The following is a 26,644-nucleotide window of genomic DNA, read 5'->3' on the forward strand; positions in this document are numbered from 1 at the left end:
TCAGGCGACCACGGTTTCGGTTGACCATTGCTGGTAAGGAATCGGCAATTTGCGCGATTCGCCACGGCCGATCGGGAAGTAGGTGAAACCGATGCGTGCCAGGCGGTCCGCGTCGTACAGGTTGCGGCCGTCGAAGATTACCGGTGCATTGAGCCGCTGCTGGATCAGTTCGAAGTCCGGCGCCTTGAACTGTTGCCATTCGGTGCAGATGATCAGTGCATCGGCACCGGACAAGACCGACTCGGGCGTACCCATGAGCATCAGTTTCGATTCATCGGGATACAGCTTCTGGGTTTCCTGCATGGCTTCCGGATCGAACGCACGGACATTCGCCCCGGCGGCCCACAAGGATTCGAGCAACACCCGGCTCGGCGCATCGCGCATGTCGTCGGTGTTTGGCTTGAACGCCAGGCCCCACAAGGCAAAGGTCCTGCCACGCAAGTCGCCCTTGTAGAACGCGTTGATGCGCTCGAACAGCTTGTGTTTCTGCCGCTCGTTGATGGCTTCCACCGCTTGCAGCAGGTCACTGGAGCAATGGGCCTCTTCGGCGCTGTGGATCAGGGCGCGCATGTCCTTGGGGAAGCACGAGCCACCGTAGCCGCAACCGGGGTAGATGAAGTGGTAACCGATGCGGGAGTCGGCGCCGATGCCCAGGCGTACCGACTCGATATCGGCACCCAGGTGTTCGGCCAGTTCGGCGATCTGGTTGATGAAGCTGATCTTGGTCGCCAGCATGCAGTTGGCAGCGTACTTGGTCAGCTCGGCGCTGCGCAGGTCCATGAACATGATGCGTTCATGGTTGCGGTTGAAGGGCGAGTACAGGTCACGCATCACCTCACGCACTTCTTCGCGCTCGCAGCCCACGACGATACGGTCCGGGCGACGGCAATCGGAGACGGCCGAGCCTTCTTTCAAGAATTCCGGGTTGGAGACGATGTCGAACTGCAACGCGCGTCCGGCCTCGGCCAGGTATTTGTCCATGTGCGCGCGCAGGGCGTCGCCGGTACCGACTGGCACGGTGGATTTTTCCACCAGGATGGCCGGTTTTTCGCGATGACGTGCCACGGCCTCGCCCACCGACATGACGTAACGCAGATCTGCCGATCCATCTTCCCGGGACGGCGTACCCACTGCGATGAACAGCACCTCACCATGCTGAACGGCGAATTTTTCGTCGCTGGTGAACTGCAACCGCTTGGCATCCAGGCCTTCGCGTACCAGGCTGGCCAGCCCGGGTTCGAAGATACTCACGTGGCCCTGCTTGAGCAGTTCGACCTTTTTCTCGTCAACGTCCATGCAGACCACATCGTGGCCGACTTCCGCCAATACCGCTGCCTGCACCAGGCCAACATAACCGCTACCAAACACACTGATTTTCATGGGGCACTCCTTGATTCGGGCGCACGAGCAGGTCGAGAATTGATGGTAATGACGCCGAGGATGACAAATGCCACGCCAAGGCTTTTTGAAAGGCTGAACGTTTCGTTGAACAGCGGCAGGCTGGCGGCCAGCAGGTACACCAGCGCGTAGCTGATACTCAGCAACGAATAGGCGCGGCCCAGGGGCAGGTCCCGCAGGGCGACGAGCCAGCAGAGCATCGACAGGGCGTAGGCGAAGATGGCCAGGAGCACCACGGCAATCGCTGTCAGGTCGATGTGAGCGCTGAGCCATTGTTCGGGTTGTGGCAGGTGACTCATGCTCCAGCGCATGCCCAGTTGGGCGGCGCTGACCAGTAACACGCTGCCCAGAGCGAAGGTGATACCGCGACTCAGGTTCATGCGTGTTGCCCCAGCAATGCCACGCCGCCGATCACCAACGCCACACCCAACCAGTGGCGGCGGTCGATGGTTTCGTGGAACACGAAACGCGCCACCAGAGTGATCAGCACGAAGTTCAGGCTCAGCATCGGATAGGCAATCCCGACTTCCAGGCGTTGCAGCACCAGCAACCACACCAGCAGGCCCAGCCCTAGAGAAGCCAGGGCCAGCCAAAGCCAGGGCGAACGCAGTTTGTCCGTCCACCCGGAAGGTTGGCCGCGCCAGCTTTCTACCGCATATTTCTGGGCGATTTGCCCCAGGCAGGTGAGCAGGCAGGCCACCAGTAGCAATAGCAGGCTCATGGTGCCGCCTGAGGAATAATCAAAATCACCAGATTGCCTTGTTCATACCGCTTGCCCTCTTTGGGCAACTGTTCAAGTTCGCGCAGCTCTTCTTCGCCCTTGACCCGCATGACCACACCGACCGAGCCTTGCTGGCGGGCGTCGTGCATCCACTGTTGCACCTGATCGGTGTTGACGCGCTGCTTAAGCGAATCAGGATAGGCGAGGCCATATTTCAATTCGCCTATCGTGTTGAAAAAAGCCACTTCCGGCCGTTTCACCCGCCAGGACAACGCCGACGCGGCCCCCAGGTCGTTGCTCAACAACTTGGCACTTTGGCCGAGCTCCTGGGCGTGATCGAGGATGAATTGGTCAGGCGTCTTATTGGCGACTACGGAGTTGGGCAGTCCGGCAGGCAACAAACCGACGAGCAACAAACTGCCAAAAGCCGGGGCGGCCCAGCACTGCAACGGGCGGAAGGCTTGCAGCAGGTTGGCCATGATCCAGCCGATCAAGCCGATGAACACCAGCACCAGGTTGTGCAGTTCATGATCGTAAATCGGCTTTTTCAGTTGCAGATAAACCAGGGCCAGCAGGATGACTACACCCACCACCAGGTTCAGCAGGCCGTTGATGCCCGGGACGCGACCTTGCTCCAGCTTCAATCGGTCAGCCAGTGCATGGCCGAGCAACAATGCCAGGGGTAACAGGCACGGCAGGATGTAGGCCGGCAACTTGCCCTTGCTCAGGCTGAAGAAAAACAACGGCATCCACAGCCACAGCAGCAGGAACGCGATATTGGACTGGCGTCGGGTCTGCCAGGCTTGCTTGAGCGCGGGCGGCAACAATGCAACCCACGGCATGCTGAAAGCCACCAGCAACGGCAGGTAGTACCACCATGGTGCGTCATGCTGGGCATCGTCCCCGGCAAAACGGCGAATGTGTTCGTGCCAGAAGAAAAACCGCCAATAGTCGGGCTCCTGGGCGTGCACTGCCAGTGCCCACGGCAGGCTCACGACGATGGCGACCACCACCGCTACGGGGCCGTAGACCAGCAGTTCACGCCAGCGTTTTTGCCAGATCATCCAGGGCAGGGCGATCAGCACCGGCAGCAACCAGGCCAGGAAGCCCTTGGTCATGAAGCCCATGCCGCAAGCCAGACCCAGCACCGCCCACGCGATCAGGCGTTGCCCACGGCTCGTGCTGTCGAGCGCGAACCATAGCGCCACCAGGCTCAGACTGACCCAGAAGGTGAATTGCGGATCGAGGTTGGCATACCCCGCCGAAGCCGCAATGACCGTGAAGCTCATGTACAGCAGCGCGCAGGCGAAACTTTTGCGTGGTTCGTTCCACATCCGGCGGGCGACCAGGTAGCACAGCAGCACGCTCAAACCGGTGCTCAGTGCCGAGGCGAAGCGCACTCCGAAGAGGTTCTGGCCGAACAGCGCCTGCCCGATGGCAATCATCCAGTAGCCGGCCGCGGGTTTTTCGAAATAGCGCACGTCCATGAAATGCGGCGACACCCAGTTGCCGCTCAGGAGCATGCCCTGGCTGATCTGGGCGTAGCGGGTTTCGTCGGGAATCCATAAGCCATGACTGCCCAGCGGCAGCAGGTACGCCAGCGCCATCAAGGCCAGCAATAACGGCAAAGCCCAGCGTTTGCTCATGCGCCTTGCACTCCCAGCCAGCCTTCGCGACCTTCGAGCGCACCGCGTACCACGCGACCGATCGGCAAGCTGTCAGGGGTCTGGGGCAACAAGTCGCCCAAGGGTTTAAAACGGATATCCCGCTGATGTGCGTCGCTCAGCAGTTGACGGAAATCGTTGGCCATCAGAATCCCTTCCACCTCGGCATGGATCGTGTAGACATTGAGTTTTTCCGGGGTGAACCGGTCCAGGATGAACGTGTTGAAATCCTTGGCTGCAACGGTCGGCCCGACCACTTCGTCGAAGGTCGGCAGGTCCACCGGGATTTGCGGTGCGCCCAGGCGACCATCGGCCAATTGCGGCTGGAACAGGCTCTGGCCACGACAATCGCTGTTGTAGCGAAAGCCGAACCCTTGCTTGGCTTCGATCACACGCTCGTCGGCACGCCAGCCGGCGGACGCCGAGCAGGTGATCTTTTCCCCGAGAATGTCGCTGAGGGTGTCCACGCCACGGCGTATCTGTTCGACCAGTTGTGCATCGCTCCAACGCCCGGCATTGGCCTGCCAGCCATGGTGATCCCAGGCGTGCAAACCCACCTCATGCCCGGCATCCCGGGCCTGGCGCATCAAATGCCCCAGGTCGCGGCCGATCGGTTTTCCGGGCCATGCGGTGCCGGCCAGCAGGATGTCCCAGCCATACAGGCCGGCTGCGTTGGAACGGAGCATTTTCCAGAGAAACTGCGGACGGATGAGGCGCCACAAATGGCGCCCCATGTTGTCCGGCCCGACACTGAAGAAGAACGTCGCCTTGACCTGTGCCTCATCAAGGATTTCCAGCAGCCGGGGCACCCCTTCACGGGTGCCCCGGTAGGTGTCGACATCGATCCGCAGTCCCGCCTGCATCAGCGCTTGTCCGCGATTTCGAGCATGGCCTCGCGCAGGAAGAAGTCCAGGGTGTTGCCGATGGTTTCGCTCATCTCAACGGTTGGCGTCCAGTCCAGCAGGCGCTTGGCGTTGGCGATGCTTGGCTTGCGGTGCGACACGTCCTGGTAGCCGGTGCCGTAGAAGGCCTTGCTCTCGATGTCGCGGAAACCGGCGAACGGAGGGAAGTTGGCGCGCAGCGGGTGAGCTTCGAACTGACGCAGCAGCTCTTCGCCCAACTGACGGATGCTGGCCTCGTTTTCCGGGTTGCCGATGTTGATGATCTGGCCGTTGCAGACATCGTTGTCGTTGTCGATGATTCGCGCCAGTGCTTCCACACCGTCGGCGATGTCGGTGAAGCAGCGTTTTTGCTCGCCACCGTCGAACAGGCGAATCGGCGTACCTTCCACCAGGTTCAGGATCAGCTGGGTAATCGCACGGGAGCTGCCGATACGGGCCGAATCCAGACGGTCCAGGCGCGGGCCCATCCAGTTGAATGGACGGAACAGGGTGAAGTTCAGACCCTTCTGGCCGTAGGCCCAGATCACACGGTCCAGCAATTGCTTGGAAACCGAGTAGATCCAGCGCTGCTTGTTGATCGGGCCGACCACCAGGTTGGAGTTGTCTTCGTCGAAATTATTGTCCTGGCACATGCCATAGACTTCCGAGGTCGAAGGGAAGATCACGCGCTTGTTGTACTTGACGCAGTAGCGAACCAGTTTCAGGTTCTCTTCGAAGTCCAGTTCGAATACACGCAGCGGGTTACGGGTGTATTCGATTGGCGTGGCGATGGCCACCAGCGGCAGCACCACGTCGCACTTCTTGATGTGGTACTCGATCCACTCGGAGTGGATGCTGATGTCACCTTCGACGAAGTGGAAATTCGGGTGGCTGCGCAGGCGCTCGATGGCGTCCGAACCGATATCCAGGCCGTAGACTTCGTAGCGGTCGTCGCGCAGCAGGCGCTCGGACAAGTGGTTGCCGATGAAGCCGTTGACACCGAGGATCAGTACGCGGGTGCGACGCGGGGCACGACCGGATTCGGCGCCGCGCAGCACGGAACCATCCACCAGGCCGAGTTCGTTGGCCAGTTGCGGGCCGCTCAGGTACAGACCGTTGTCGTTGCGCTGGCCGGCGTTGATGATCAGCGAGTCTTGACCGCAGGCGATGCGCAGCGGGTCGACGCTGATGACGCGGCCTGGCGCCAGGCCTTCGTTGCCCTTGGCGATTTCGGCGCTCCAGACAATCAGCTTGTGCTCACCCACCGCGCAGAAGGCGCCCGGGTACGGCTGGGTAACCGCGCGGACCAGGTTGAACAGTTCTTCGGCCGGCTTGGCCCAGACCAGTTTGCCGTCGGCCGGGGTGCGACGGCCGAACACCGTGGCTTTGGATTCGTCTTGCGGTGTTTCACTGGCTTTGCCTTGCAGCAGCGCTGGCAAAGTGTCGCGCAGCAGGTCAGAGGCCGCTGTGCGCAATTTACCGTGCAGGCTCAGCGCCGTGTCGTTACGCTCGATCGCGACTTTCTGCTGGGCGACGATGGCACCCGCGTCGGCACGCTTGACCATGCGGTGCAGGGTCACACCGGTTTCGGTTTCGCCGTTGACCAGCACCCAGTTGGCCGGTGCGCGACCACGGTAGCGTGGCAGCAGGGAGCCGTGCAGGTTGAACGCGCCTTTACGCGCCGTGGCCAGTAGTGGTTCGCTCAGCAGGTTGCGGTAGTAGAAGGAGAAAATGTAGTCGGGGTCGAGCTTGGCGATACGCTCGATCCACAGCGGATGGTTGGCATCTTCCGGTGCATGCACGGCAATACCGTGGCGGGCGCACAGTTGCGCGACGGAGCCGTAGAACGCGTTCTCCTTCGGATCGTCGGCGTGGGTGAACACCGCAGCGATCTCGAAACCGGAGGAAAGCAGGGATTCGATGCCGGCGCAGCCAATATCGTGATAGGCGAAGACAACAGCTTTTGCACTCATGAAGGAACCTGATCTGAAGAAGTGGAAGTTAGGCCGTCGACAGTAACAGCGGAAGTTGGGGAGGCGGGCTGGCTACGCAGCACCTTTTCAATGAAGAAGCGCGGGCGTGCGCGCACGTCGCTGTACATGCGGCCCAGGTATTCACCCAGCAGGCCCATGCCGATGAATTGCCCGCCGGTAAAGACGAACAGCACGGCGAACAGTACGAAGGTGCCGCCACCGGCCCAGCCGGCGCCGAACACCAGGCGCAGCAGGACCAAGGCTATGGCGAACAGCATGCCCAGGGCCGCCATGCCGACGCCGACGATGCTCAGCAGTCGCAGGGGCGTGGTGGTCATGCAGGTGACCAGGTCGAACATCAGGTTGATCAGGCGCATGGGGCTGTACTTGGAATCGCCGTGTTCACGCTCGGCGTGGGTCACGAGGATTTCCGTGGTGTGGCGGGCAAAGCTGTTGGCCAGGATCGGAATGAAGGTGCTGCGTTCACGGCAGGCAAGCATGGCGTCGACAATGGTGCGACGGTAGGCCCGCAGCATGCAGCCGTAGTCGCTCATGGCCACACCGGTGGAACGTTGCACGGCGAGGTTGATCAGCTTCGATGGCCAGCGGCGCAAGGCCGAGTCCTGGCGGTTGTTGCGCACGGTCGCGACGACGTCATAGCCAAGTTCGGCCTGCGCTACCAGCCGCGGGATTTCTTCGGGCGGGTTTTGCAGGTCGGCATCGAGGGTGATGACGACATCGCCCTTGCACTGCTCGAAACCGGCCATGATCGCTGCGTGCTGGCCGTAGTTGCGGTTGAGGATGACCGCCACCACAGGGCTGCCTTCGCGGGAGGCGGCATCTTCCAGAATCTGTGCGGAGTCATCTCGGCTGCCGTCGTCGACCAGAACGATCTCGTAGGGATGGGTCAGTTGCTGACACGCTGCTTCGGTGCGGCGAAGCAACTCGGGCAGGCTTTCCTGTTCGTTGTAGACCGGAATGACGATCGACACGAAGTTGATTGGGTAAGGTCTCAAAGGCTTCTGTCCATGCAGTTTTCAATGGCGCCGACGACACGCTCGACATCATCGGTGGTCATGTCGGGGAACAACGGGATCGAACACAGCCGCGCCGAATTCCATTCGGTGTTGGGCAGGTACAGGTTGGGGTAACGCTGGCGGTAGTAAGTGTGCAGGTGCGTTGCAATGAAGTGAATACCTGTGCCGACATTCTGTTCCTGGAGGGCTTTCATGAACGCTTCGCGATCCAGCCCGCAGCGCTCGGCATCGATACGCAGGATGAACAGGTGCCAGGCGTGCTTTTGCGAGTAAGCGGGGACGGCCAGCGGCTGCACTGGCAAGCCTTCCAGGCGCTGCAAGTAGGTCTGTGCCAGTTGAGTGCGCTTGGCGTTGATCTCGTCCAGGCGTTCCAGTTGCACCAGCGCGATGGCCGCGTTGATGTCGGCCAGGTTGTACTTGAAGCCTGGCTCGATCACTTGGGCCTGGGGCTTGCGGCCGTGGGTCAGGCGATCGTAGGCATCAACCCCGAGCCCGTGAAACTTGAGCATGCGTACTCGCGAGGCCAGGGCTTCATCGTCACTGACGAACATGGCGCCTTCGGCGCAGGTCATGTTCTTGATCGCGTGGAACGAGAAGATCGCCGTGCCTTTGGAACCGACATGGCGACCTTTGTAGAGCGTGCCAGCGGCATGGGCGGCGTCTTCGATCACGGCAATGCCGTGTTTGTCGGCCAGGGCGTAGAGCGGATCGAGGTCGAATGCCGCACCGGCGTAATGCACCGGGATGATGGCTTTGGTGCGCGGCGTGATCGCGGCTTCGATAGAGGCCACGTCGGTCATCAGCGTGTCGCGGTCGACGTCGACGAACACCGGTGTGGCACCCAGCAGGGTGATCATGTTGGCAGTGGAAACCCAGGTCTGCGACGGGGTAATGACTTCATCGCCGGGACCGACACCCAAGGCCAGCAGGGTGATATGCATCCCGCCGGTGGCCGAGGAAAGTGCCACGGCATGTCGACAACCGACGTAGTTGGCGAAGTGTTCTTCCAGTGCCTGGTTCTTCGGCCCGGTAGTGATCCATCCGGAGCGCAATACTTGCTCTACGGCTGCGATTTCTTCGTCGCCGATACTGGGACGGGAGAAAGGGAGAAACGCCTGACTCATGGGCACCTCAGGGGCTGAAAACGTAAATAGCCTTTGAGGCTAAAAGGGATCCAAAAATCATCATAGACGCTAAATCAGAATCTGCATCAAATCAACTAGTTACTGGATGGAAGCAAAAAACTGCGTCAGTTGACTTTTTTCGCGATGGCCGGCAGGTTGGGCATCCGTATGGGCAGCGCCGAGTTTATAGAAGGTTATGCCCGATTTTGTGAAAGGAACATGAAAAAACGGTTGGGGAATCGTTTTATCTGAAGGCTATTAAGCCGCTGTTCAGACTTCTTCCGGTTATCGCGTTTTTTAGGAAAAGTCCTACAGAAGTATTGTCATTTATTTGATGGTTATTTCACTTCTTAGTTGTTTCATTGAACTGTTTACATTCAAGGCCGTTTCGTTTGATTGACTTACCTGTTACTGACTCACGCTCACCCCTCACCAATCCGCTGACCCTGTATCTGGCGCGACTGGCGCCATCCAGCCAACTGACCATGCGCTATGTGCTGCAGGATGCCGCCGACCGCCTGGGCTTCGAAGACCACGATATCGAGGAAATCCCCTGGCACAACCTGCAGCCCGAGGACGTCATTGCGCTGGTGGCCACCTTGCGTTCGGACGGCTATGCGCCGAACACGTCTTCGCTCTATGTCAACGCGGTGCGCGGGGTGATGAACGAAGCGTGGCGCATGAGCCTGATCTCTCAGGATCACCTGTTGAAGATGCGTTCGGTGAAGGGCATGGCCGGTACACGGCTGTCCCAGGGGCGCAATCTCAGGCGCACGCTGATCCAGGAGCTGATGGCGGTCTGCGCCGCCGATCCACGGCCGCAAGGTCTGCGGGATGCGGCGATCATCGGGATTTTGTACGGTTCGGGAATGCGCAAGTCCGAATCGGTGAACCTGGAGCTGAACCAGGTCGATTTCACCGAGCGCAGCCTGCGGGTGACGGCCAAGGGCAACAAGCAGTTGATCAAGTATGCCCCGGCCTGGGCCTTCGCCAAGCTTGAAGCCTGGCTTGAGCTGCGCCGCTCGCTGCTCAAGGAAGGGGAGTCGGACGACACGTTCCTGTTCAACCGCATCCGCCGCGGCAGCCATATCACCCGTGAGCGCATCACCAAACACGCGATTTACTACATCGCCCGGCAACGGGGCGCGCAGGTCGGGGTGAAAATCATGCCCCACGACTTCCGGCGTTCATTTATCACCCGGGTAATCGAAGAGCATGACTTGTCGATTGCGCAGAAGCTGGCGCACCACAGCAACATCCAGACCACGGCCAACTACGATGTACGCGATGACAACGAGCGGCGTCGGGCAGTGGATCGATTCGACCTGTGAACGATCACATTTCGCTCAGTACATGGGCATGGCCGATGGTCGAGACCTGAACCGAGCTACCGGCCGGTGGCGCATACATGCCTGAACTGCGCACCAGCATGGATCGACCCGGTTGCTCGCTATGGGCCAACGGCTGGAGCTCCACCGTCAGCGTGCAGGTGTTGCCGCTGAAATCCCGATCGGTGACCAGGGCCCGGCAACCGCTGGCTTCCGGGTCGCTGGGGTGGACGCTTGCCAGTTGCAGCTGTTCGGGTCGCAGCATGATCTGCGCCGAGCGGTTGTTGCGGTGGTTGTTGACCGGGATCCGCCCCAGGTCGCAATGGGCCCAACCGGCCTCGATGCGTGCGGGCATGACCACGGCATCCCCCAGGAACAGCGCAGTCTGTTCGTCTTCTGGATAACGGTAAAGGTCCAGCGGATGTCCAGACTGTACCAGTCGGCCATGACGCATCACCGCCAGCTGGTCGGCGAACGACAGGGCTTCACTCTGGTCATGGGTGACCAGGATGGTGGTGACGCCCGCGTCTTCCAGCAGTCGCGCAACCATCTTGCGCATCGCCGCACGCAATCCGGTATCGAGCGCCGAAAAAGGTTCGTCCAGCAGCATCAGTCGTGGCTGTTGCGCCAACGCCCGGGCCAGGGCCACGCGCTGTTGCTGGCCGCCGGACAATTCATGGGGCCAGCGCCCGGCCATCTTCGCGTCCAGGGCCACGCTGTCCATCAGTTCGGCGACGCGTTGCTGTTTTTCAGTGCCCTTGGTCGCCAGGCCGAAGCCGATGTTCGCCGCCACGGTCATGTGCGGGAACAGTGCGCCGTCCTGTGGCACGTAGCCGATCAGGCGTTGATGGGCCGGCACTTCGTGGGTGCTGTCGACCAGGGTCTGGCCATTGAGCGAAAGACGCCCGGCATCGGGGAACTCGAAGCCGGCGATCATCCGCAGCAATGTGGTCTTGCCCGAGCCTGAGGGGCCGACAATGACCGTGCGACTGCCACTGGGCACCGACAGGCTGACGTTGTCCAGGGCGCAATGGGCGCCATAGGACTTGTAGAGGGCATTCAATTCAAGAGTGTTCATCGGCCAGCCGTTTTTTTCGATTGGTGATAAAGAAGTCCGGTCAACGGCAGCGACAGCACAACCATCAATACGGCGTATGGCGCAGCGGCCGCGTAATCGATTTCGCTGGTCATGGCCCAGAATCCGGTCGCCAGGGTGCGCGTACCATTCGGGGCCAGTAGCAGGGTGGCAGTCAATTCGTTGGTGATCGCCAGGAACACCAGCGCCGCGCCGGCGGCTGCCCCCGGTGCGGCCAGGCGCAAGGTGATCAGCCACAGTGCCCGGGCCGGCGAGCGGCCAAGGCTGCGGGCAATGTTTTCCAGTTCCACCGGGGCCTGGGCAATGCCTGCGCGCAGGCTCACCAGGGCGCGGGGCAGGAACATCAACAGGTACGCCAGCAGGACGGTGAAGGTGGTCTGGTAGATTGGCCGGGCAAAATGGATCGTGACGGTCACCAGTGCCAGCGCCACGATAATGCCCGGCAAGGAACTGGTGATGTAGTTGCAGCTTTCCAGTACCCGTTGCATTCGGCCCGGGTAACGGATCGACAGCCAGGCAATCGGGATCGCCGCGCAGGTGGTCAGCGCCGCGCCCGCGATGCCGAGCAACAGGGTTTGCTCCAGCGCGGGCAACAATTCGGCCATGTCCCAGACTTCCACACCGCCGGCAATGAGCCATTTACCCAGAGTGATCAAGGGTACGCCCAGGGCCAGGGCGCAGGTCACGATTTGCAGCGTCAGCGAGAACAGGGTGGATACCGGTTTCAGGTACACGACCCGTTGCTCCCGGGCGCTTCCGGAACCGACCCGAGCGTAACGCGCGGAGCCCCGTGCGGCGGATTCGGCCGTCAGCATTGCGAGGCAACACAGCGCCAGCACACTGGCCAGCATGTGTGCAGCCGCACCGTTGAAGGTCGATTTGAACTGATCGAAGATCGCGGTGGTAAAGGTGTCAAAGCGGATCATCGCGTACAGGCCATATTCGGCCAGCAGGTGCAGGCCGACCAGCAAGGCGCCGCCGCAGATCGCCAGGCGCAATTGCGGCAATACCACACGGAAAAACACTTTCCAGGGCTTGAGCCCCATGGATTCGGCGACGTCTTCGATGGCCGGATCGAGCCGACGCAAAGTGGCCGCCACCGGCAAATACAGGAAGGGGAAGTAGGCGATGACCGAGACCAGGACACCGGCAAACAAGCCGTGAATCGGTGGCACCAGGCTGACCCAGGCGTAGCTGTGAACGAACGCAGGCACCGCCAGCGGCGCGGTGGCCAGCAACGACCACCAGCGCCGCCCCGGCAGATTCGTGCGTTCCGTGAGCCACGCCAGCGTCACCCCCAGTGCGACGCACAAGGGAATCGTCAGCAGCACCAGCAACACGGTGTTGACCAGCAGTTCACCGACACGAGGGCGGAACACCAGGGCCACAACGGTTGACCAGCCTGTCTGCAGGGACACGCCAATAACGTAAGCGATCGGTAGCAGTGCCAGTAATGAAACCAGCACCGACAAACCGATCACCCATACACCGCCACGTCCCGCAAAGACTCCGCGGGATCGTCGACGCAAATGTGCGGGTGTCGCCTCAGCGACCTCCGCAGGCAGGGTTTCTGGCATCAATTTAGAGCAGTCCGGCCTGTGTCATCAGCTCTACGGCTTTTTTGCTGTCGAGCTTGGAAGCATCGACAGTCGGCGCATCGAGTTGATTCAGAGGCACCAGTTTAGGGTTGGATTCAGCGTTCTTGCCCACGGCGTACTCAAACGACTTGCCGTTCTTCAGGACAGCCTGGCCATCCTTGCCGGTAATGTATTTGAGGAACGCCTGGGCTTGTTCTTTGTGTTTGCTGGAAGCGAGGACGCCGCCGCCGGAGATGCTAACAAAAGCGCCCGGGTCTTTGTGCTTGAAATAGTACAGGGCAGTGTTCTTGCTGTTTTCGCCGGTCTTGGACTGATCGACCAGGCTGTAATAGTGGTAGATCACGCCGCTGTCGATCTGCCCGGCATTCACCGCTTTGAGTACCGAACTGTTGCCACGGTAGTTGGCGTAATTGGTTTTCATCGCTTTCAGCCATTCCAGCGTGGCGGCTTCACCCTTTTGTTCCAGGATGGCAGCGACGATGGCCTGGAAGTCAGCACCGCCTGGCGACGCGGCCCAGCGTCCTTTCCAGCTTGGATCGGCCAGGTCCATGATCGATTTCGGCAGATTGGCTTCCGACAGTTTGCTTGGGTTGTAAACAAATACCGTGGAGCGCGCGGCAATCCCGACCCATTTGCCGTGGGCCGGGCGGTAGGCGGAGTCAATCTGTTCCAGAGTGTTTTTGTCGACTGGCGTAAACAGCCCGGCGTTGTCGACCAGGACCATGGCCGGGGAGTTTTCGGTCAGGAACACGTCCGCCGGAGAAGCCGCGCCTTCCTGCACGATCTGGTTGCCCATCTCGGTGTCATCACCGTTGCGCAGGGTGACAGGAATACCGGTCTCCTGGGTAAAACCCTCGACCCAGGCCTTGGTCAGGCCTTCGTGTTGCGCGTTGTACACCACGATGCCGACGGAGTCAGCGGCATAGATCTGACCAGCGCTCAGCAAAGCGGTGGCCAGCAGGGCTTTTTTCAAGAACGAAGGGATGTGGGGAATCATTCTGCGGGCTGCTCCTGGTGCATTTTTTTGAAAGTCATACGCATTGAAACGCTTGTAAACCAATGCGAATCATTTGCATGTTTTGAATGGCAGGGAATGTAGAGATCCAAATGAGAAAATAACGTCAAAAAAACCGTTAATACATGTAATTTTCATTCAGATTAGCAGCACTGTGCCCACAGTGGATCGACTCGTCCATAAAACGATGTCGTCGATCTGAATATGGCGCTGCCCCGGCTGCCTTTTGTCGTGTCTTCGACGCACCTGACGGTGCCAGTTGCTGCTGGCCCCCGCTGGGTTCACCAGGGTTGCGAAAGGACAACTCGGCGATTGCCGGTGCGCGGAGGAACTGGTCCACCCAGTTCAGCTCGTCGTCAACGGCCCAACCGGGGGAGATATAGCGGATGCCTTGCCGGCGATTTTTTGTGTCCTGCCAGTCAGGGCTGGATTGGCGGGAAGATCAGGACCTGCATATCGCCGCGCTGATAGCGTTTGCCGTCGGTGGGCAGCGCCTCGACTTCCTGAATCTCGGCGACGCTGTTGACCCTCATCACCACCCCGACCGAGCCCTTCTTACGCGCCTCGGTCATCCATTGGCCGACATCGTGCTGTGTCACTTTGCGCGAGGCCGCAGCCGGATCCGAAAGGCCGTACTTCATCTCGCCGATGACGTTGTAGAGCGTTACTTCCGGTCGCCTGGTCAGCCACGACAGGGCCGAGGCCGCCCCCAGGTCGTTGCTCAGCAGCGTGGTGGTCTGGTTCAGGCTGTCCAGGTGTTCGGAGATAAACCGGTCGGGCATCTTGCTGTCGACGATCTGGCCCGGCATAGCGGCAGGAAGCAGCGCCACCAGCAGCCAGATGCCGAGGGCCGGCATCGCCCATAACGTCAATGGCCGCAGGATTTGCAGGGCGTTGGCGATGATCCAGCCCAGCAGCACGATGAACGCCAGGGACAGGCTGAACATCTCGGTATTTTCGAAAATCTCTTTGCTCAATTGCAGGTAAAGCAACGCAATCATGGTCGTCGTGGCAATGATGACGTTGAGCCAACCGTTGAAACGAATTGTCCGTGATTTGGATTGTTCCAAAAGACCGGTCAGCGCGTGACCCATCAGCAGCGCCAGGGGCAACAGGCAAGGCATGATGTAGGTCGGCAGCTTGCCGCTGCTCATGCTGAAAATCGCCAGCGGCAGCAACAACCAGAGCAGGAGAAAACCGCTGACGGGTTGGCGCTTGTTTTTCCAGGCCTGGATGAACGTCGTCGGCAACAACACAGTCCAGGGCAGGGCGCAAACCACCAGCATCGGCAAGTAGAACCACCACGGACGGGCGTGTTGCGCATTGTCGGCGGCAAAGCGGCGTACGTGCTCGTTCCAGAAGAAGAAATTCCAGAAATCCGGTTCCTGATGATGGATGGCCAGCGCCCAGGGCAGGCAGACGGCCGCGGCGACCACAACAGCCAATGGCCCGTAACGCAACAGCTCGCCAATGCGGCGCTGCCAGACCATGTAGGGCAGGGCGATCACCGCCGGCAGCAGCCAGGCCAGAAAGCCCTTGGTCATGAAGCCCATGCCGCAGGCGATGCCCAGGACCGCCCAGGCACCGAGGCGGGCACGCGTGGTGCGGCTGTCGATGGCAAACCACAGGGAAACCAGGCTCAGGTTGACCCAGAGGGTGAACTGCGGATCGAGGTTGGCGTACCCGGCCTGACCGGCAATCAACCCGAAGCTCATGTAGAGCAGCGCGCAGGCGAAGCTTTTACGTGGGTCGCCCCAGAACCGGCGGGCAATCAGGTAGGTCAGCCACACGCTCAGCCCGGTACTCAGCGCTGACGCGATGCGCACCCCGAACAGATTGTCACCAAACACCGCTTGGCCGATGGCAATCATCCAGTACCCGGCAATCGGTTTCTCGAAGTAACGAAGGCCCATGAAGTGCGGCGAGACCCAGTTCCCGCCCTGCAGCATTTCCTGGCTGATCTGGGCATAACGGGTTTCATCGGGAATCCACAGGCCGTGGCTCATCAGCGGCAGCAAGTAGAACACGATGAACGCCAGTACCAGGGCGAACAGCATCCAGCGCTCGTTGGCAGGCGCCGTTGGGGCGTGCAGGCGGGAAGAATGGCCAACAAAATCTGGCAATGGCTGATTTGACGTCATGACTCGACCTTGCGCTGAGAAAGGCTGCTTGAAGAGTGGTATGCAACTTGTCAGAGAGAAAACCGGAATGATATTGAACGGCGAGAAGTTCAAACAGACTTCTCGCTGTTCTGTTCAGGTTTCATTCAGTCCGGCTTGAAATACCTTAGAACCAAAGTTCTCGATCGGTAGTGACTTCAGTTTTTTTCTTGTAACAGAGTGTTCCAGTCTTCGGCATTCACAATGCCGAGTACTTGCAATTGACCATTGCCATCGATTTGGACAAACAACGCGCTGCCGTACTCGGCGTCCTTCGCCGAATGCTTGAGGCCGGTCTGCTTTTCAAAGTCAGCGATGCAACCGCTGTGGGTCACCAGCACCAGGTTGCGATGGGCCACCTTGTGTGCCACGACATCGTTACGCAGAGTCGTGCCGCAGGTCGCCAGCCACTCCTGGGTCCGTGGGTCGCTATTGAACATGTAATGCGCGGTTTGTACCGTGCGTGTAACGGGGCTGGTCAGGATATCGGTCTGTGCCAGGCCCAGGCGCGCCAGGCCCTGGCCAACACCGGCCGCCGCTTCACTGCCGACACGGGTAATGCCGTCAGCCGGGCCCAGGCATGGGTTGCTGGAACGGTCGCAACGTTCGGCATGACGAACCAGCACCGCGATCTCGCCGGCACTCCAGTGTTGCAGCAATCGAGCCCGGGCTTGTGCGTCCTCCTGGGCCAGGTTGGTCGGGGATTTGGGCCACAGGAAAAAACCTGTGGCCAGCACGGCGATGGTCAGTGCACCAATGGCCACGACCGATCTGGACAGGCGCGAAGACGGTTTACGCGAGACAGAGTTGACCAAGTTTTTCCACCATTGGAGCGCCAGGGAAGTGCTGTCGACAAAGCCGGAAACAGCACAAAAAAATCCACCGAGACTAAGTGCGGCGAATTAACTGCAGCGAAAGCTACATCTCTGCAAGTGTCAGAGCAGTGAAAGGAATGTGAAAAAATTGCAGGAGAGGGTACCCCTGGTCATTAGTCGGTAACTGGGAATTGTTATCCTTTTCTGTTGCTGAGAATTACAGCGAAAAACAGAAGGGCCGGATTAACGGCGAACTTGTCGCCGTTAATCCGGGGGAAAGCCTTCAAGGCGCAGGGCAACTCGCCTGTGGTCTGACGGCAGCCTGGCTGATCAGCGCGGCCAGGCGTTTGACGTTGTTTTGCTGGGCAAGCACCAGGTCATCGATGCTCGCGCCAGAGGGCGTTTGCAAGGTGCTGCGGCAAATCAACCGTGCTGTGTCGCCGCTGCTGGCACTGCGCAGGCGCCATTCCACGTCCATCAAGGCGTACTGGCCGGGCACCGAGTCAAAACGCTGCACATCGATACGCACCGAATGTCGGCCTTGTACAGGACTGTTGCTCAGTTGATCGACCAGCGCACTGCGCAATTCGTCCACGAGGGTGGCGCCCCACCATTGGGTTTCCAGGATCGCCAGGCCACTGTTGCCTTCGCGAATGACGATCTGCGCACGATCGACCTGGGGCGGCACACTGATCGTCTCGATCTGGATCACCCCGATGGTGGTCCTTGAGTGATTGCCCTGCTGGGTCGGGGTCAGGGTATGGAATTGAATCGGATCGCTGCGGCAGGCGGCGAGCAGCAACATCGCGGTGACCAGGGTGAACTTCAGCGGTAAAGCCATGGGTGTTGCTCCTGTGTTCAATTGCGCGGTGGCCCTTGCAGATCCACGGGCGCGGCATTGTTCGGACGACCGCGAAGCAGCGATTCCGGATGCCGTCCCAGGTAATCCGAAAGATCACGCAAGGATCTCGACGTGCGTCCCAGTTCATCCAGGGTTTGCCCCAGTTTTTCCCGTTGCGGCGAATCCTCGGCCAAGGTCGAACTGGCCGATTGCAGGGTCGAATTGGCGGTTTCCAGGGTCTTGCTGACATCCGACAGGGTGGTTTGCACGCCAGGCAGGATCTTGCCGTTGAATTGCATCATGCCTTTGCGCAGTTCGACGAGGTTGCCATCGAGATTGCCGGCGATACGCTCGATCGGCAGCTTGTTGATCTTGTCGACCATGGATTCGAGTTTTTCCTGCAATTGCTCGAGGCTGCCGGGAATGGTCGGAATCACGACCGGGCGTGCGTTTGCATCGAAGGCGACTTTGTCGGCCTTGGGGTAGAAGTCCAGGGCAATGTACAACTGGCCGGTCAGGAAGTTGCCGGTGCGGGCCTGGGCACGCAGGCCGTTTTCGATGAAGGTGCCGATCAAGCGTACGCCAGCGGCTTCGTTATTAGGGTCATGATTGAGCGCCTTGAGCATTTTGATGTGGGCCTGGCCCAGGCGCTGCGGGTAAATCACGATACCGACGTTGATTGGAAAGGAGCGTTTTTTCTCGTCGTAATCCAGATTGACCGCCACCACCTTGCCGATTTCAACACCGAGGAATTCCACCGGGGCGTCGACCTTGAGCCCGCGCAGTGCCTGGTCGAAGCGCATGGCCAGGTACTGCGGCTTGCCGTTTGGCGGGGCGAGGGCGGTTTGTTGGTCTTCGAACAGTTCGTAGGCGTACTCCGCGGCAGCAGGCTTATCGTTGGGGCTGTAGTCGGGCGCACGGAAGGCAATGCCGCCCACGAGCAAAGCAGACAAGGATTCGGTCTTGACCGCAAAACCATTGGCGCCGACGTTCACGTCAATGCCGCTGGCGTTCCAGAAACGGGTGTTTTCGGTGACGTACTTGTCATTGGGGGCATGGATGAACAGTTCTATGTTCACGCCCTTGCCATCCGGGTCCAGCGCGTAGGCCACTACCTGGCCTACGGGGATCTTGCGGTAGTAGACGGGCGAGCCGATATCCAGCGATCCCAGGTCCTGGGTGAACAGGGTGAAACGCTTGCCCGGCTCGCCGTAGGTGATGGGCGGCGGGTTCTCCAGCCCCGTGAAGTGCTTTGCCCGGCCGTTGGCCTGGCCGATATCGGCACCGATGTAATCGCCCGACAGCAACGTATCGATACCGGATACACCGCCCGCGCCAATGCGCGGCCGCACGACCCAGAACTGCGAATCTTCGCGGGTAAAGCTTTCGGCCTGCTTGGCCAGCTTGATGGTGGCGTTGACGCTCTTCTGGTCATTGGCCAGCTCCACATCGGAGACATGGCCAATCACGACATTGCGGTATTTGACCTCGGTCTTGTTCGCGGTCAGGCCGTCCCCGGTCTTGAACGTGATAATGATGGTCGGACCTTGCTGCAGAATGCTGTGAACCACCAGCGAAATACCCACCAGCACCGCTACGATCGGGACGATCCAGACCAGCGAAACGCTGAAGCGGCGGGTCTTGATCGGCGCCGGCCCGGGGGCTTGCGGCCCGTCAGTGGCTTGTGACTTCATCCGTGACCTCCTCATTGTGTGGGTTTTCCCGTTCTTTATCCCAGATCATGCGTGGATCGAAACTCATTGCCGACAGCATGGTGAACACCACCACCAGTCCAAAAAACAGAATGCCCGGGCGCGGTTCGATATCGGCCAGGGCCTGGAACTTGACCAGCGAGGCCACCAGGGCGACCACGATCACATCGAGCATCGACCAGTAACCGATGACCTCGACGAAGCGGTACAGCGTCGACCGTTCTTTACGTGCCCACTCGCTGTCGCGTTGCACGGTGACCAGCAGCAATGTGATGGCCACGAACTTGATGCCCGGCACCGCGATACTGGCAATGAAAATGATCAGGGCGATGTCCCAGGCCCCGGCTTCCCAGAACTCCAGCACGCCGCTCATGATCGTGCTGTCGGCGCCATGGCCGACCATTTCGGTGTTCATTACCGGCAACAGGTTGGCCGGGATGTAGAACACCAGGGACGCGATCATGAAGGCCCAGGTGCGGGTCAGCGAATTGGTTTTGCGCCGGTGCAGCGGCGCACCGCAACGCTCGCATTCGTGGGGCTTGAAGGTCATGTCGCAGGCCAGCCCGCAGGTGTGGCACAGGCACAGGTTGAGCTCGTCGGCGTAAGGAGGCGTGCTCATACAAGGTCCCATAGTTCGCGGATGTCGCGCCCGGCGATGCGGATCATCATCAGGCTCAGCGCAGCCAGGGCGAACAACCCGATGCCGGGCAGCACATCGAGCAGTCCGGCGAGCTTGATCACCGCGACCATGGCACCCAGCAGGCAGACTTCGAGCATGCTCCAGGGCCTCAGGGTTTCCAGCCAGCGCATGCAGAATTTGAATCCGGGCGAGCGTCGCCCGCTGAGGGCGAAGCCCAGTACCCAGATCAGCAGCATTAACTGGAAAATCGGCGCGATGATCATGGCGATTGCCGCCACCATGGCGATGAAGGTGATAGGCCCAAGGCTCAGGGCCAGCACCGAGTCCCAGAGCGTTGCGCTGTTCTTCACGCCTTTGAGGCTGATGCTCATCACCGGATAGAAATTGGCGAATATCCAGAGCATCAACGCGGTGAAGGTCAACGCAAGACGCTGTTCCACCGTGAGGCCGTTATAGCGCTGAAGCACGCCGCCACAGCGCGTACACAGGGTTTTTTGATGTTTGGCGAGCGTTACTTTTTGGTACACGCTGTCGCAGTGCTCGCAGATGATCAGCTGATCAGTAGTTGCCATGGGTCAAGCTCAACAGAAGGCAGGAAGTTCAGAGCACCCCCTCAATATAGAAGTGACTCGCAATTGAGCAAATCGAAAGTCGCAACCTGAACACTATCCGCCGCCGGGGGATGACTCGACCCAGGTATTTCACGGGAAGCAAGCGACGAACGACTTCGAATTCCACTTCCTGTAATGCGCGTTTTTAAAATAACCGTACTAGGCTGACTCGGGTGCCTTGAGTAGCTACAGGAATTCAATTGCCTGGTCAGTTGAACACCTGGAACTAACAAGAGGGCATGGTTTGGGGGTAACTCACCAGGGTCCGGTCACGGATTACTTGAAAACAAGTGCCGGCCACAAGGATCCGTCCCGAAAAAGGAAGGTCGCCATGAAAAGACTCTCGCATCGCTCAAGGTTCTACATTGCAGGTTCATTACTGATAGCGCTTAACGGTATGGCCCAGGCTGCACAAACAGAAAAGCCCAATATTCTGTTCATCGTGTCCGACGATACCGGATACGGCGATCTGGGTCCGTATGGTGGCGGCGTCGGCCGCGGCATGCCGACACCCAGCATCGACGAACTGGCCGCTGAGGGCACAACTTTTTACTCGTTCTACGCGCAACCGAGCTGCACGCCCGGGCGAGCCGCCATGCAGACCGGGCGCATCCCCAATCGCAGCGGCATGACCACTGTGGCCTTCCAGGGCCAGGGCGGTGGTTTGCCCGCCGCCGAGTGGACGCTGGCCTCGGTGCTCAAGACCGGCGGTTACGAGACCTACTTCACCGGCAAGTGGCACCTGGGTGAAGCCGACTATGCGCTGCCCAATGCCCAGGGTTATGACGTGATGAAATACGTCGGCCTCTATCACCTCAATGCCTACACCTACGCTGACCCGACATGGTTCCCCGACATGGACCCGGAAACCCGGGCGATGTTTGCCCAGGTGACCAAGGGCGCACTCTCGGGCAAGGCGGGAGAAAAGGCCGTCGAAGAGTTCAAGATCAACGGCCAGTATGTTGATACGCCGGTCATCGATGGCAAACCCGGTGTAGTCGGAATTCCCTACTTTGACGGTTATGTGGAAAAAGCCGCACTGGAATTCCTCGACACTGCCGCCAAATCCGACAAGCCGTTCTTCATCAACGTCAACTTCATGAAAGTGCACCAGCCGAACCTGCCGGCACCGGAGTTCGTTCACAAGTCGATCTCCAAGTCCAAGTACGCCGACTCGGTGGTCGAACTGGATACGCGCATCGGCCATATCATGGACAAGCTCAAGGCGCTGGGCCTGGATAAGAACACGCTGGTGGTCTACACCACCGACAACGGCGCCTGGCAGGACGTTTACCCGGACGCCGGCTATACGCCATTTCGTGGCACCAAGGGCACCGTGCGCGAGGGCGGTAACCGGGTCCCTGCGATCATGACCTGGCCCGGCAAAATCAAGCCCAATGCCAAGAACCACGACATTCTCGGCGGGCTCGACCTGATGGCGACCTTCGCCTCGGTGGCCGGTATCAAGTTGCCGGAGAAGGATCGCGAAGGTCAGCCGATCTATTTCGACAGCTACGACATGACCCCGGTGATAACCGGCACTGGTCCCGACCCACGTAAAGAGTGGTTCTACTTCACCGAAAACGAGTTGTCGCCGGGGGCCGCCCGCGTAGGCAACTACAAGGCCGTGTTCAACCTGCGTGGCGACAACGGTGTGCCGACCGGCGGCCTGGCCGTGGACACCAACCTGGGCTGGAAAGGGGAGTCGAAGTACGTGGCGGTCGTACCGCAAGTCTTTGACTTGCTGCAAGATCCACAGGAGCGCTACGACATCTTCATGAGTAACGTCACCGAGCGCACCTGGACCATGGTGCCGATCAGCCAGGCGATCAACAAGCTGATGCAGACCTACATCAAATACCCGCCACGCAAGCTGCAAAGCATGGGCTATGACGGGCCGATCGAGTTGTCCAAGTACCAGAAATTCCAGTCGGTACGGGAGGATCTGCAGAAGGAAGGCATTAACATTCAGATGCCTCAATAGAGGTGCCGCGGCGATCTCTTGAGGTCGCCGCCACCCCACCTGACCTGCCGGGATGCCTGAATCGAGAGACAACTCGTCTCAGGCGCCCGATGGTCAACCCAGCACTTCCCGCATCCGATACCAGAACATGCCAAGGGCCAGCAACGGTGAACGCAGGGCGCGTCCGCCGGGGAAGGTCATGTGCGGCACGGCACTGAACACGTCGAAGCCTTTGCTGTGGCCAGCATGGATCGCTTCGCCCAACAACTTCGCGCACCAGTGGGTCACGTTCAGGCCATGGCCGGAATAGCCCTGGGCGTAGAACACGTTCGGGTGCTGGCTCAGGCGCCCGACCTGGGGGAAGCGGTTGGCCGAAATGCCGATCTTGCCGCCCCACTGATAGTCGATGCGCACATCGGCCAGTTGCGGGAACACCTTGAGCATTTGCGGACGCATGTAGGCGCTGATGTCCGAAGGATCGCGCCCGGAGTAATGGCAGGCACCGCCGAACAGCAAACGCCGGTCAGCCGAGAGCCGGTAGTAATCCAGGCCGACCTTCTGGTCGCACAGCGCGACGTTGTGCGGGATCAGTTTTGCAGCGGCGTCTTCCGACAACGGTTCGGTGGCGATGATGTAGCTGCCTGCCGGGAGCACCTTGCCACTGAGCTTCGGTTCGAGCTCTTCCAGATGGGCATTGCAAGCCAGCACCAGCGTGCCTGCATTCACAGTGCCACCGGCACAGCGCACTTGCACCGTACTGCCATGGATCAACTCCAGCACCGGGCTCTGCTCGAAAATTTGCACCCCTAGGGACTCGGCAACTTGCGCCTCGCCAAGGACCAGGTTCAGCGGATGCAAATGCCCCGAGCCCATGTCCACCAGGCCACCGGCATACACACCGGAGTTCACCACCTGTTCGCGGATTTGCTGCGGCGCGACCAGTCGGGTTTCAAAGGCATAACCGGAGTCGATCAGTTCCGCCTGCTCGGCCTTGAACGCTTTGAACTGGGCCGGGGTATTGGCCAGTTCGCAAAAGCCCCAGCTCAGGTCGCAATCGATGCCGTGCTCGCGGATGCGATTGGCCACGACTTGCACCGACTCGTTCCCGGCGTGTTCCAGGTATTGCACGCCATCGGCGCCGATGTGCTTGGCGAACCCACTGACGTCATGGCCGATACCACGAATCAACTGGCCACCGTTGCGCCCGCTGGCGCCCCAGCCAATTCGCCGGGCTTCCAGCAGGACCACCGAGAGCCCACGCTGGGCCAGCTCGATGGCGGTGTTGATGCCGGTGAAACCCGCGCCGACCACGCAGACATCGGCCGTAAGGTCCGAGGCCAGCGCGGGACGCTGCCTCATGCCCTTGGCGGACGCCGCGTAATAGGAGTGGGTGTGTTCCTTGGTGTACTGATTCATTTGTTGGACTTCACTTTGCTCCACGAACGGGTCATCAGGCGCATGATCGACTGCGGCGGCGTGGTGGAGATGTAGAGTTTGTCGAGGACTTCCTGGGACGGATAAACCTCGGGGTTGCTGACCAGCTCAGGGTCCATGTACTGCTTGGCGGCCGGGTTCGGGTTGGCGTAGCCGACCGAAGCGCTGACCTTGGCAATCACTTGCGGGTCCAACAGGTAGTTGACGAAGGCGTGGGCTTCTTTCGGGTTGCTGGCGTCGGCGGGGATGGCCAGCAGGTCGAACCACAGGTTGGCGCCTTCCTTGGGAATGGCGTAGGCGATGTTCACGCCGTTCTTGGCTTCCTTGGCGCGGTTGGCGGCCTGAAACACGTCGCCCGAGTAACCGAACGCCACGCAGATGTCGCCGTTGGCCAGGTCCGAGACGTACTTGGAGGAGTGGAAGTAAGTGATGTAGGGGCGGATCTGCAGCAGCTTGGCTTCGGCCTTTTTGTAGTCCTCGACACTTTCGCTGCGCGGGTCCATGCCCATGTAATTGAGCATCGCCGGGAACACTTCGTCCGCCGAGTCCATCATCGACACGCCGCAGGCGCTGAGCTTCTTGATGTTTTCCGGTTCGAACAGCACGGCCCAGGAGTCGATGTGATCGATGCCCAGCACTTGCTTGACCTTGTCGACGTTATAGCCGATGCCGTTGGTTCCCCACAGGTACGGCACCGAGTGCGAGTTGCCCGGATCGTTTTTCTCCAGTAGCGCCAGCAGTTTCGGGTCGAGGTTCTTGAAGTTCGGCAGTTGCTCGCGATCGAGCTTGAGGAACGCGCCGGCCTTTACCTGGCGGGCGAGGAAGTGGTTGGACGGCACCACCACGTCATACCCGGTACGACCGGCAAGCAGTTTGCCTTCCAGGGTTTCGTTGGAATCGAATACGTCGTAGATCACCTTGATCCCGGTTTTGGCCTGGAAGTCGACGAGGGTGGTTTCGCCGATGTAGTCAGTCCAGTTGTAGACACTGACCTGTGGCTGAGCCTGGGCAACGGCACTGAACAGAACCGCCAGTGCGGCCGGGACCACGGATTTCAAAAGACGCATGTCGATACCTCTTGGAATTATTGGGTTATACCGATGTTTCTTTGGTGTTCTGGCGGCCGTCATCGCGAGCAGGCTCACTCCTACATGCATTCCCCTGTAGGAGCGAGCCTGCTCGCGATGAGGTCGTTATGGGCAGCGAAGATTTCAGACGCTGAGCATCAGGAACTCACGCTCCCACGAACTGATCACCCGTTTGAAGTTCTCGTGCTCGGCGCGTTTGACCGCGACATAGCCCCGCACGAACTTGCTGCCCAGGTAGCGGCTGATGGTGTCGCACTCTTCCATCTGGGTCAGGGCGTCCTCGATGGTGATCGGCAGGCGAAGGTTGCGACGCTCATAGGCGCGGCCCTGTACCGCAGCGCTCGGCTCGGTACGCTCGACCATGCCCAGGTAACCACACAGCAGGCTGGCGGCGATGGCCAGGTACGGGTTGGCGTCGGCGCCCGGCAGACGGTTCTCGACGCGCATGGCGTCGGGGCTGGAGGTCGGCACGCGCAGACCGACGGTGCGGTTTTCTTCGCCCCATTCGACGTTCACCGGTGCCGAGGTGTCCGGCAGGAAGCGGCGGAACGAGTTGACGTTCGGCGCGAACATCGGCAGCACTTTCGGGATGTACTTCTGCAGGCCGCCAATGTGGTGCAGGAACAACTCGCTCATGTTGCCATCGGCATCGGCAAAGATCGGCTGGCCGGTGGCGATGTCCACCACGCTCTGGTGAATGTGCATGGCGCTGCCAGGCTCGTCGCCGACCGGCTTGGCCATGAAGGTTGCTGCCACGTTGTGCTTGAGCGCCGCTTCACGCATGGTGCGTTTGAACACGGTGATCTGGTCGGCCAGGTCCAGGGCGTTGCCGTGACGGAAGTTGATTTCCATCTGCGCCGGGCCGTCTTCGTGGATCAGCGTGTCGAGGTCCAGACCTTGCAGTTCGCACCAGTCGTAGACGTCTTCGAACAGCGGGTCGAATTCGTTGGCCGCGTCGATGGAGAACGACTGACGACCGCTTTCGGCGCGGCCCGAACGGCCCATCGGCGCCTTGAGTGGCAGGTCCGGGTCTTCGCAGCGCTGGGTCAGGTAGAACTCCATTTCCGGCGCGACAATCGGCCGCCAGCCTTTGTCGGTGTACAACTGCAGCACTTTCTTCAGCACGTTGCGCGGCGACAGTTCGATCGGGTTGCCGAACTTGTCGAAGGTGTCGTGGATCACGATGGCGGTCGGCTCGATGGCCCATGGCACCACGTAGACGGCGTCGGCGTCCGGCTTGCAGACCATGTCGATATCGGCCGGGTCGAGCAGGTCGTAGTAGATGTCGTCGTCGACAAAGTCCCCGGTTACCGTTTGCAGAAGGACACTTTCCGGCAGGCGCATGCCTCGCTCATGCAGGAACTTGTTGGTCGGTGCAATTTTGCCGCGTGCAATGCCGGTCAGATCGCTGACGACGCACTCGACTTCGGTAATCTTGTGATCTTTCAGCCAAGTGAACAGCTGATCGAAAGGGACATTCATAAAGACCTCGTTATTGGTTTTATTAACGCCAGGAGAGACCGGTTTCATCCGCCGGACACTTCCC

At 60.1% G+C, this 26,644-nt stretch carries 22 protein-coding genes; 2 read left to right on the forward strand and 20 right to left on the reverse strand.

Features of this window, described 5'->3' with window-relative positions; genetic code table 11:
• From KGB07_RS26055 to arnB, 8 genes are read right to left on the reverse strand one after another with little or no spacing between them, the layout of a single operon-like run.
• Positions 1 to 1,380 carry a UDP-glucose dehydrogenase family protein gene (locus KGB07_RS26055; protein WP_223466993.1) on the reverse strand — a complete coding sequence of 460 codons (1,380 nt, stop codon included), beginning with the start codon at positions 1,378 to 1,380 and terminating at the stop codon, positions 1 to 3.
• Entirely contained in the window at positions 1,377 to 1,778 is a 402-nt protein-coding gene (gene arnF, locus KGB07_RS26060; RefSeq protein ID WP_046037093.1) for a 4-amino-4-deoxy-L-arabinose-phosphoundecaprenol flippase subunit ArnF, read from the reverse strand. The genes KGB07_RS26055 and arnF overlap by 4 nt, the downstream gene beginning before the upstream one ends.
• The gene (gene arnE / locus KGB07_RS26065; protein ID WP_046037092.1) at positions 1,775 to 2,119 is read right to left on the reverse strand and encodes a 4-amino-4-deoxy-L-arabinose-phosphoundecaprenol flippase subunit ArnE; all 345 of its coding nucleotides are present in this window, start codon (positions 2,117 to 2,119) and stop codon (positions 1,775 to 1,777) included. The genes arnF and arnE overlap by 4 nt, the downstream gene beginning before the upstream one ends.
• The gene (gene arnT, locus KGB07_RS26070) at positions 2,116 to 3,765 is read right to left on the reverse strand and encodes a lipid IV(A) 4-amino-4-deoxy-L-arabinosyltransferase (RefSeq protein WP_223466994.1); all 1,650 of its coding nucleotides are present in this window, start codon (positions 3,763 to 3,765) and stop codon (positions 2,116 to 2,118) included. The genes arnE and arnT (KGB07_RS26070) overlap by 4 nt, the downstream gene beginning before the upstream one ends.
• The gene (arnD, locus tag KGB07_RS26075; RefSeq protein ID WP_223466995.1) at positions 3,762 to 4,646 is read right to left on the reverse strand and encodes a 4-deoxy-4-formamido-L-arabinose-phosphoundecaprenol deformylase; all 885 of its coding nucleotides are present in this window, start codon (positions 4,644 to 4,646) and stop codon (positions 3,762 to 3,764) included. Before arnD ends, arnT (KGB07_RS26070) begins: the two co-directional genes overlap by 4 nt.
• A complete protein-coding gene (arnA, locus tag KGB07_RS26080; protein WP_046037089.1) occupies positions 4,646 to 6,637 on the reverse strand; it encodes a bifunctional UDP-4-amino-4-deoxy-L-arabinose formyltransferase/UDP-glucuronic acid oxidase ArnA in 1,992 nt (663 codons plus the stop codon). The genes arnD and arnA overlap by 1 nt, the downstream gene beginning before the upstream one ends.
• Positions 6,634 to 7,653 (reverse strand): undecaprenyl-phosphate 4-deoxy-4-formamido-L-arabinose transferase, encoded by a 1,020-nt coding sequence (gene arnC, locus KGB07_RS26085; RefSeq protein ID WP_046037088.1) that lies wholly within the window; start codon positions 7,651 to 7,653, stop codon positions 6,634 to 6,636. The genes arnA and arnC overlap by 4 nt, the downstream gene beginning before the upstream one ends.
• On the reverse strand, positions 7,650 to 8,798 hold the full coding sequence (gene arnB, locus KGB07_RS26090) for a UDP-4-amino-4-deoxy-L-arabinose aminotransferase (RefSeq protein WP_046037087.1): 1,149 nt from the start codon (positions 8,796 to 8,798) through the stop codon (positions 7,650 to 7,652). Before arnB ends, arnC begins: the two co-directional genes overlap by 4 nt.
• Positions 8,799 to 9,190: 392 nt before the next feature.
• Here arnB and xerC point away from each other — a divergent pair, with 392 nt between their 5' ends.
• On the forward strand, positions 9,191 to 10,129 hold the full coding sequence (gene xerC, locus KGB07_RS26095) for a tyrosine recombinase XerC (RefSeq protein WP_046037086.1): 939 nt from the start codon (positions 9,191 to 9,193) through the stop codon (positions 10,127 to 10,129).
• Positions 10,130 to 10,133: 4 nt separating this feature from the next.
• Here xerC and KGB07_RS26100 read toward each other — a convergent pair whose 3' ends face one another.
• The 9 genes from KGB07_RS26100 to KGB07_RS26140 form a co-directional block, all read right to left on the reverse strand.
• Positions 10,134 to 11,204, reverse strand: a complete 1,071-nt coding sequence (locus tag KGB07_RS26100; protein ID WP_046037085.1) for an ABC transporter ATP-binding protein — start codon at positions 11,202 to 11,204, stop codon at positions 10,134 to 10,136.
• Positions 11,201 to 12,799: an ABC transporter permease gene (locus tag KGB07_RS26105; protein ID WP_223466996.1), complete on the reverse strand. Its 1,599-nt coding sequence runs from the start codon at positions 12,797 to 12,799 to the stop codon at positions 11,201 to 11,203. Before KGB07_RS26105 ends, KGB07_RS26100 begins: the two co-directional genes overlap by 4 nt.
• 4 nt (positions 12,800 to 12,803) lie before the next feature.
• Complete coding sequence (locus KGB07_RS26110) at positions 12,804 to 13,817, reverse strand: iron ABC transporter substrate-binding protein (protein ID WP_223466997.1); 1,014 nt, start codon at positions 13,815 to 13,817, stop codon at positions 12,804 to 12,806.
• A 437-nt stretch (positions 13,818 to 14,254) separates the two neighbouring features.
• Positions 14,255 to 15,976, reverse strand: coding sequence for a lipid IV(A) 4-amino-4-deoxy-L-arabinosyltransferase (gene arnT, locus KGB07_RS26115; RefSeq protein WP_223466998.1), 1,722 nt, complete (start codon positions 15,974 to 15,976; stop codon positions 14,255 to 14,257).
• Between the two features lie 176 nt (positions 15,977 to 16,152).
• Positions 16,153 to 16,809, reverse strand: coding sequence for a histidine phosphatase family protein (locus tag KGB07_RS26120; RefSeq protein WP_046037082.1), 657 nt, complete (start codon positions 16,807 to 16,809; stop codon positions 16,153 to 16,155).
• A gap of 283 nt (positions 16,810 to 17,092) precedes the next feature.
• Complete coding sequence (locus KGB07_RS26125; RefSeq protein ID WP_046037081.1) at positions 17,093 to 17,650, reverse strand: membrane integrity-associated transporter subunit PqiC; 558 nt, start codon at positions 17,648 to 17,650, stop codon at positions 17,093 to 17,095.
• A 17-nt stretch (positions 17,651 to 17,667) separates the two neighbouring features.
• Positions 17,668 to 19,344, reverse strand: coding sequence for an intermembrane transport protein PqiB (locus KGB07_RS26130; RefSeq protein WP_046037080.1), 1,677 nt, complete (start codon positions 19,342 to 19,344; stop codon positions 17,668 to 17,670).
• Positions 19,325 to 19,981 (reverse strand): paraquat-inducible protein A, encoded by a 657-nt coding sequence (locus KGB07_RS26135; protein ID WP_046037079.1) that lies wholly within the window; start codon positions 19,979 to 19,981, stop codon positions 19,325 to 19,327. Before KGB07_RS26135 ends, KGB07_RS26130 begins: the two co-directional genes overlap by 20 nt.
• Complete coding sequence (locus KGB07_RS26140) at positions 19,978 to 20,574, reverse strand: paraquat-inducible protein A (protein WP_046037077.1); 597 nt, start codon at positions 20,572 to 20,574, stop codon at positions 19,978 to 19,980. Before KGB07_RS26140 ends, KGB07_RS26135 begins: the two co-directional genes overlap by 4 nt.
• Positions 20,575 to 20,944: 370 nt before the next feature.
• On the opposite strand from KGB07_RS26140, the gene KGB07_RS26145 reads away from it, so the two are divergent.
• Positions 20,945 to 22,597, forward strand: a complete 1,653-nt coding sequence (locus KGB07_RS26145) for an arylsulfatase (RefSeq protein ID WP_046037076.1) — start codon at positions 20,945 to 20,947, stop codon at positions 22,595 to 22,597.
• Positions 22,598 to 22,690: 93 nt separating this feature from the next.
• On the opposite strand, the gene KGB07_RS26150 is transcribed toward KGB07_RS26145, so the two are convergent.
• From KGB07_RS26150 to KGB07_RS26160, 3 genes are all read right to left on the reverse strand, one after another.
• On the reverse strand, positions 22,691 to 23,992 hold the full coding sequence (locus KGB07_RS26150; protein ID WP_046037075.1) for an NAD(P)/FAD-dependent oxidoreductase: 1,302 nt from the start codon (positions 23,990 to 23,992) through the stop codon (positions 22,691 to 22,693).
• Complete coding sequence (locus KGB07_RS26155; protein ID WP_046037074.1) at positions 23,989 to 25,077, reverse strand: polyamine ABC transporter substrate-binding protein; 1,089 nt, start codon at positions 25,075 to 25,077, stop codon at positions 23,989 to 23,991. Before KGB07_RS26155 ends, KGB07_RS26150 begins: the two co-directional genes overlap by 4 nt.
• Positions 25,078 to 25,221: 144 nt before the next feature.
• Complete coding sequence (locus tag KGB07_RS26160) at positions 25,222 to 26,580, reverse strand: glutamine synthetase family protein (protein ID WP_223467000.1); 1,359 nt, start codon at positions 26,578 to 26,580, stop codon at positions 25,222 to 25,224.
• Positions 26,581 to 26,644 lie beyond the last annotated feature (64 nt).

It is taken from the genome of Pseudomonas sp. GL-RE-26 (assembly GCF_019956275.1).
Classification (GTDB): domain Bacteria; phylum Pseudomonadota; class Gammaproteobacteria; order Pseudomonadales; family Pseudomonadaceae; genus Aquipseudomonas; species Aquipseudomonas grandcourensis.

What these genes read in the sequence shown, in the direction of transcription:
- KGB07_RS26160 (WP_223467000.1), bottom strand. Translation starts at nt 26,580, where the DNA reads ATGAATGTCCCTTTCGATCAGCTGTTCACTTGGCTGAAAGATCACAAG.
- KGB07_RS26145 (WP_046037076.1), top strand. Translation starts at nt 20,945, where the DNA reads ATGAAAAGACTCTCGCATCGCTCAAGGTTCTACATTGCAGGTTCATTA.
- KGB07_RS26125 (WP_046037081.1), bottom strand. Translation starts at nt 17,650, where the DNA reads ATGGCTTTACCGCTGAAGTTCACCCTGGTCACCGCGATGTTGCTGCTC.
- KGB07_RS26140 (WP_046037077.1), bottom strand. Translation starts at nt 20,574, where the DNA reads ATGGCAACTACTGATCAGCTGATCATCTGCGAGCACTGCGACAGCGTG.
- KGB07_RS26150 (WP_046037075.1), bottom strand. Translation starts at nt 23,992, where the DNA reads ATGAATCAGTACACCAAGGAACACACCCACTCCTATTACGCGGCGTCC.
- KGB07_RS26110 (WP_223466997.1), bottom strand. Translation starts at nt 13,817, where the DNA reads ATGATTCCCCACATCCCTTCGTTCTTGAAAAAAGCCCTGCTGGCCACC.
- KGB07_RS26100 (WP_046037085.1), bottom strand. Translation starts at nt 11,204, where the DNA reads ATGAACACTCTTGAATTGAATGCCCTCTACAAGTCCTATGGCGCCCAT.
- KGB07_RS26130 (WP_046037080.1), bottom strand. Translation starts at nt 19,344, where the DNA reads ATGAAGTCACAAGCCACTGACGGGCCGCAAGCCCCCGGGCCGGCGCCG.
- arnE (WP_046037092.1), bottom strand. Translation starts at nt 2,119, where the DNA reads ATGAGCCTGCTATTGCTACTGGTGGCCTGCCTGCTCACCTGCCTGGGG.
- arnT (WP_223466998.1), bottom strand. Translation starts at nt 15,976, where the DNA reads ATGACGTCAAATCAGCCATTGCCAGATTTTGTTGGCCATTCTTCCCGC.
- arnF (WP_046037093.1), bottom strand. Translation starts at nt 1,778, where the DNA reads ATGAACCTGAGTCGCGGTATCACCTTCGCTCTGGGCAGCGTGTTACTG.
- arnT (WP_223466994.1), bottom strand. Translation starts at nt 3,765, where the DNA reads ATGAGCAAACGCTGGGCTTTGCCGTTATTGCTGGCCTTGATGGCGCTG.
- arnD (WP_223466995.1), bottom strand. Translation starts at nt 4,646, where the DNA reads ATGCAGGCGGGACTGCGGATCGATGTCGACACCTACCGGGGCACCCGT.
- KGB07_RS26135 (WP_046037079.1), bottom strand. Translation starts at nt 19,981, where the DNA reads ATGAGCACGCCTCCTTACGCCGACGAGCTCAACCTGTGCCTGTGCCAC.
- KGB07_RS26155 (WP_046037074.1), bottom strand. Translation starts at nt 25,077, where the DNA reads ATGCGTCTTTTGAAATCCGTGGTCCCGGCCGCACTGGCGGTTCTGTTC.
- KGB07_RS26055 (WP_223466993.1), bottom strand. Translation starts at nt 1,380, where the DNA reads ATGAAAATCAGTGTGTTTGGTAGCGGTTATGTTGGCCTGGTGCAGGCA.
- arnA (WP_046037089.1), bottom strand. Translation starts at nt 6,637, where the DNA reads ATGAGTGCAAAAGCTGTTGTCTTCGCCTATCACGATATTGGCTGCGCC.
- KGB07_RS26105 (WP_223466996.1), bottom strand. Translation starts at nt 12,799, where the DNA reads ATGCCAGAAACCCTGCCTGCGGAGGTCGCTGAGGCGACACCCGCACAT.
- arnB (WP_046037087.1), bottom strand. Translation starts at nt 8,798, where the DNA reads ATGAGTCAGGCGTTTCTCCCTTTCTCCCGTCCCAGTATCGGCGACGAA.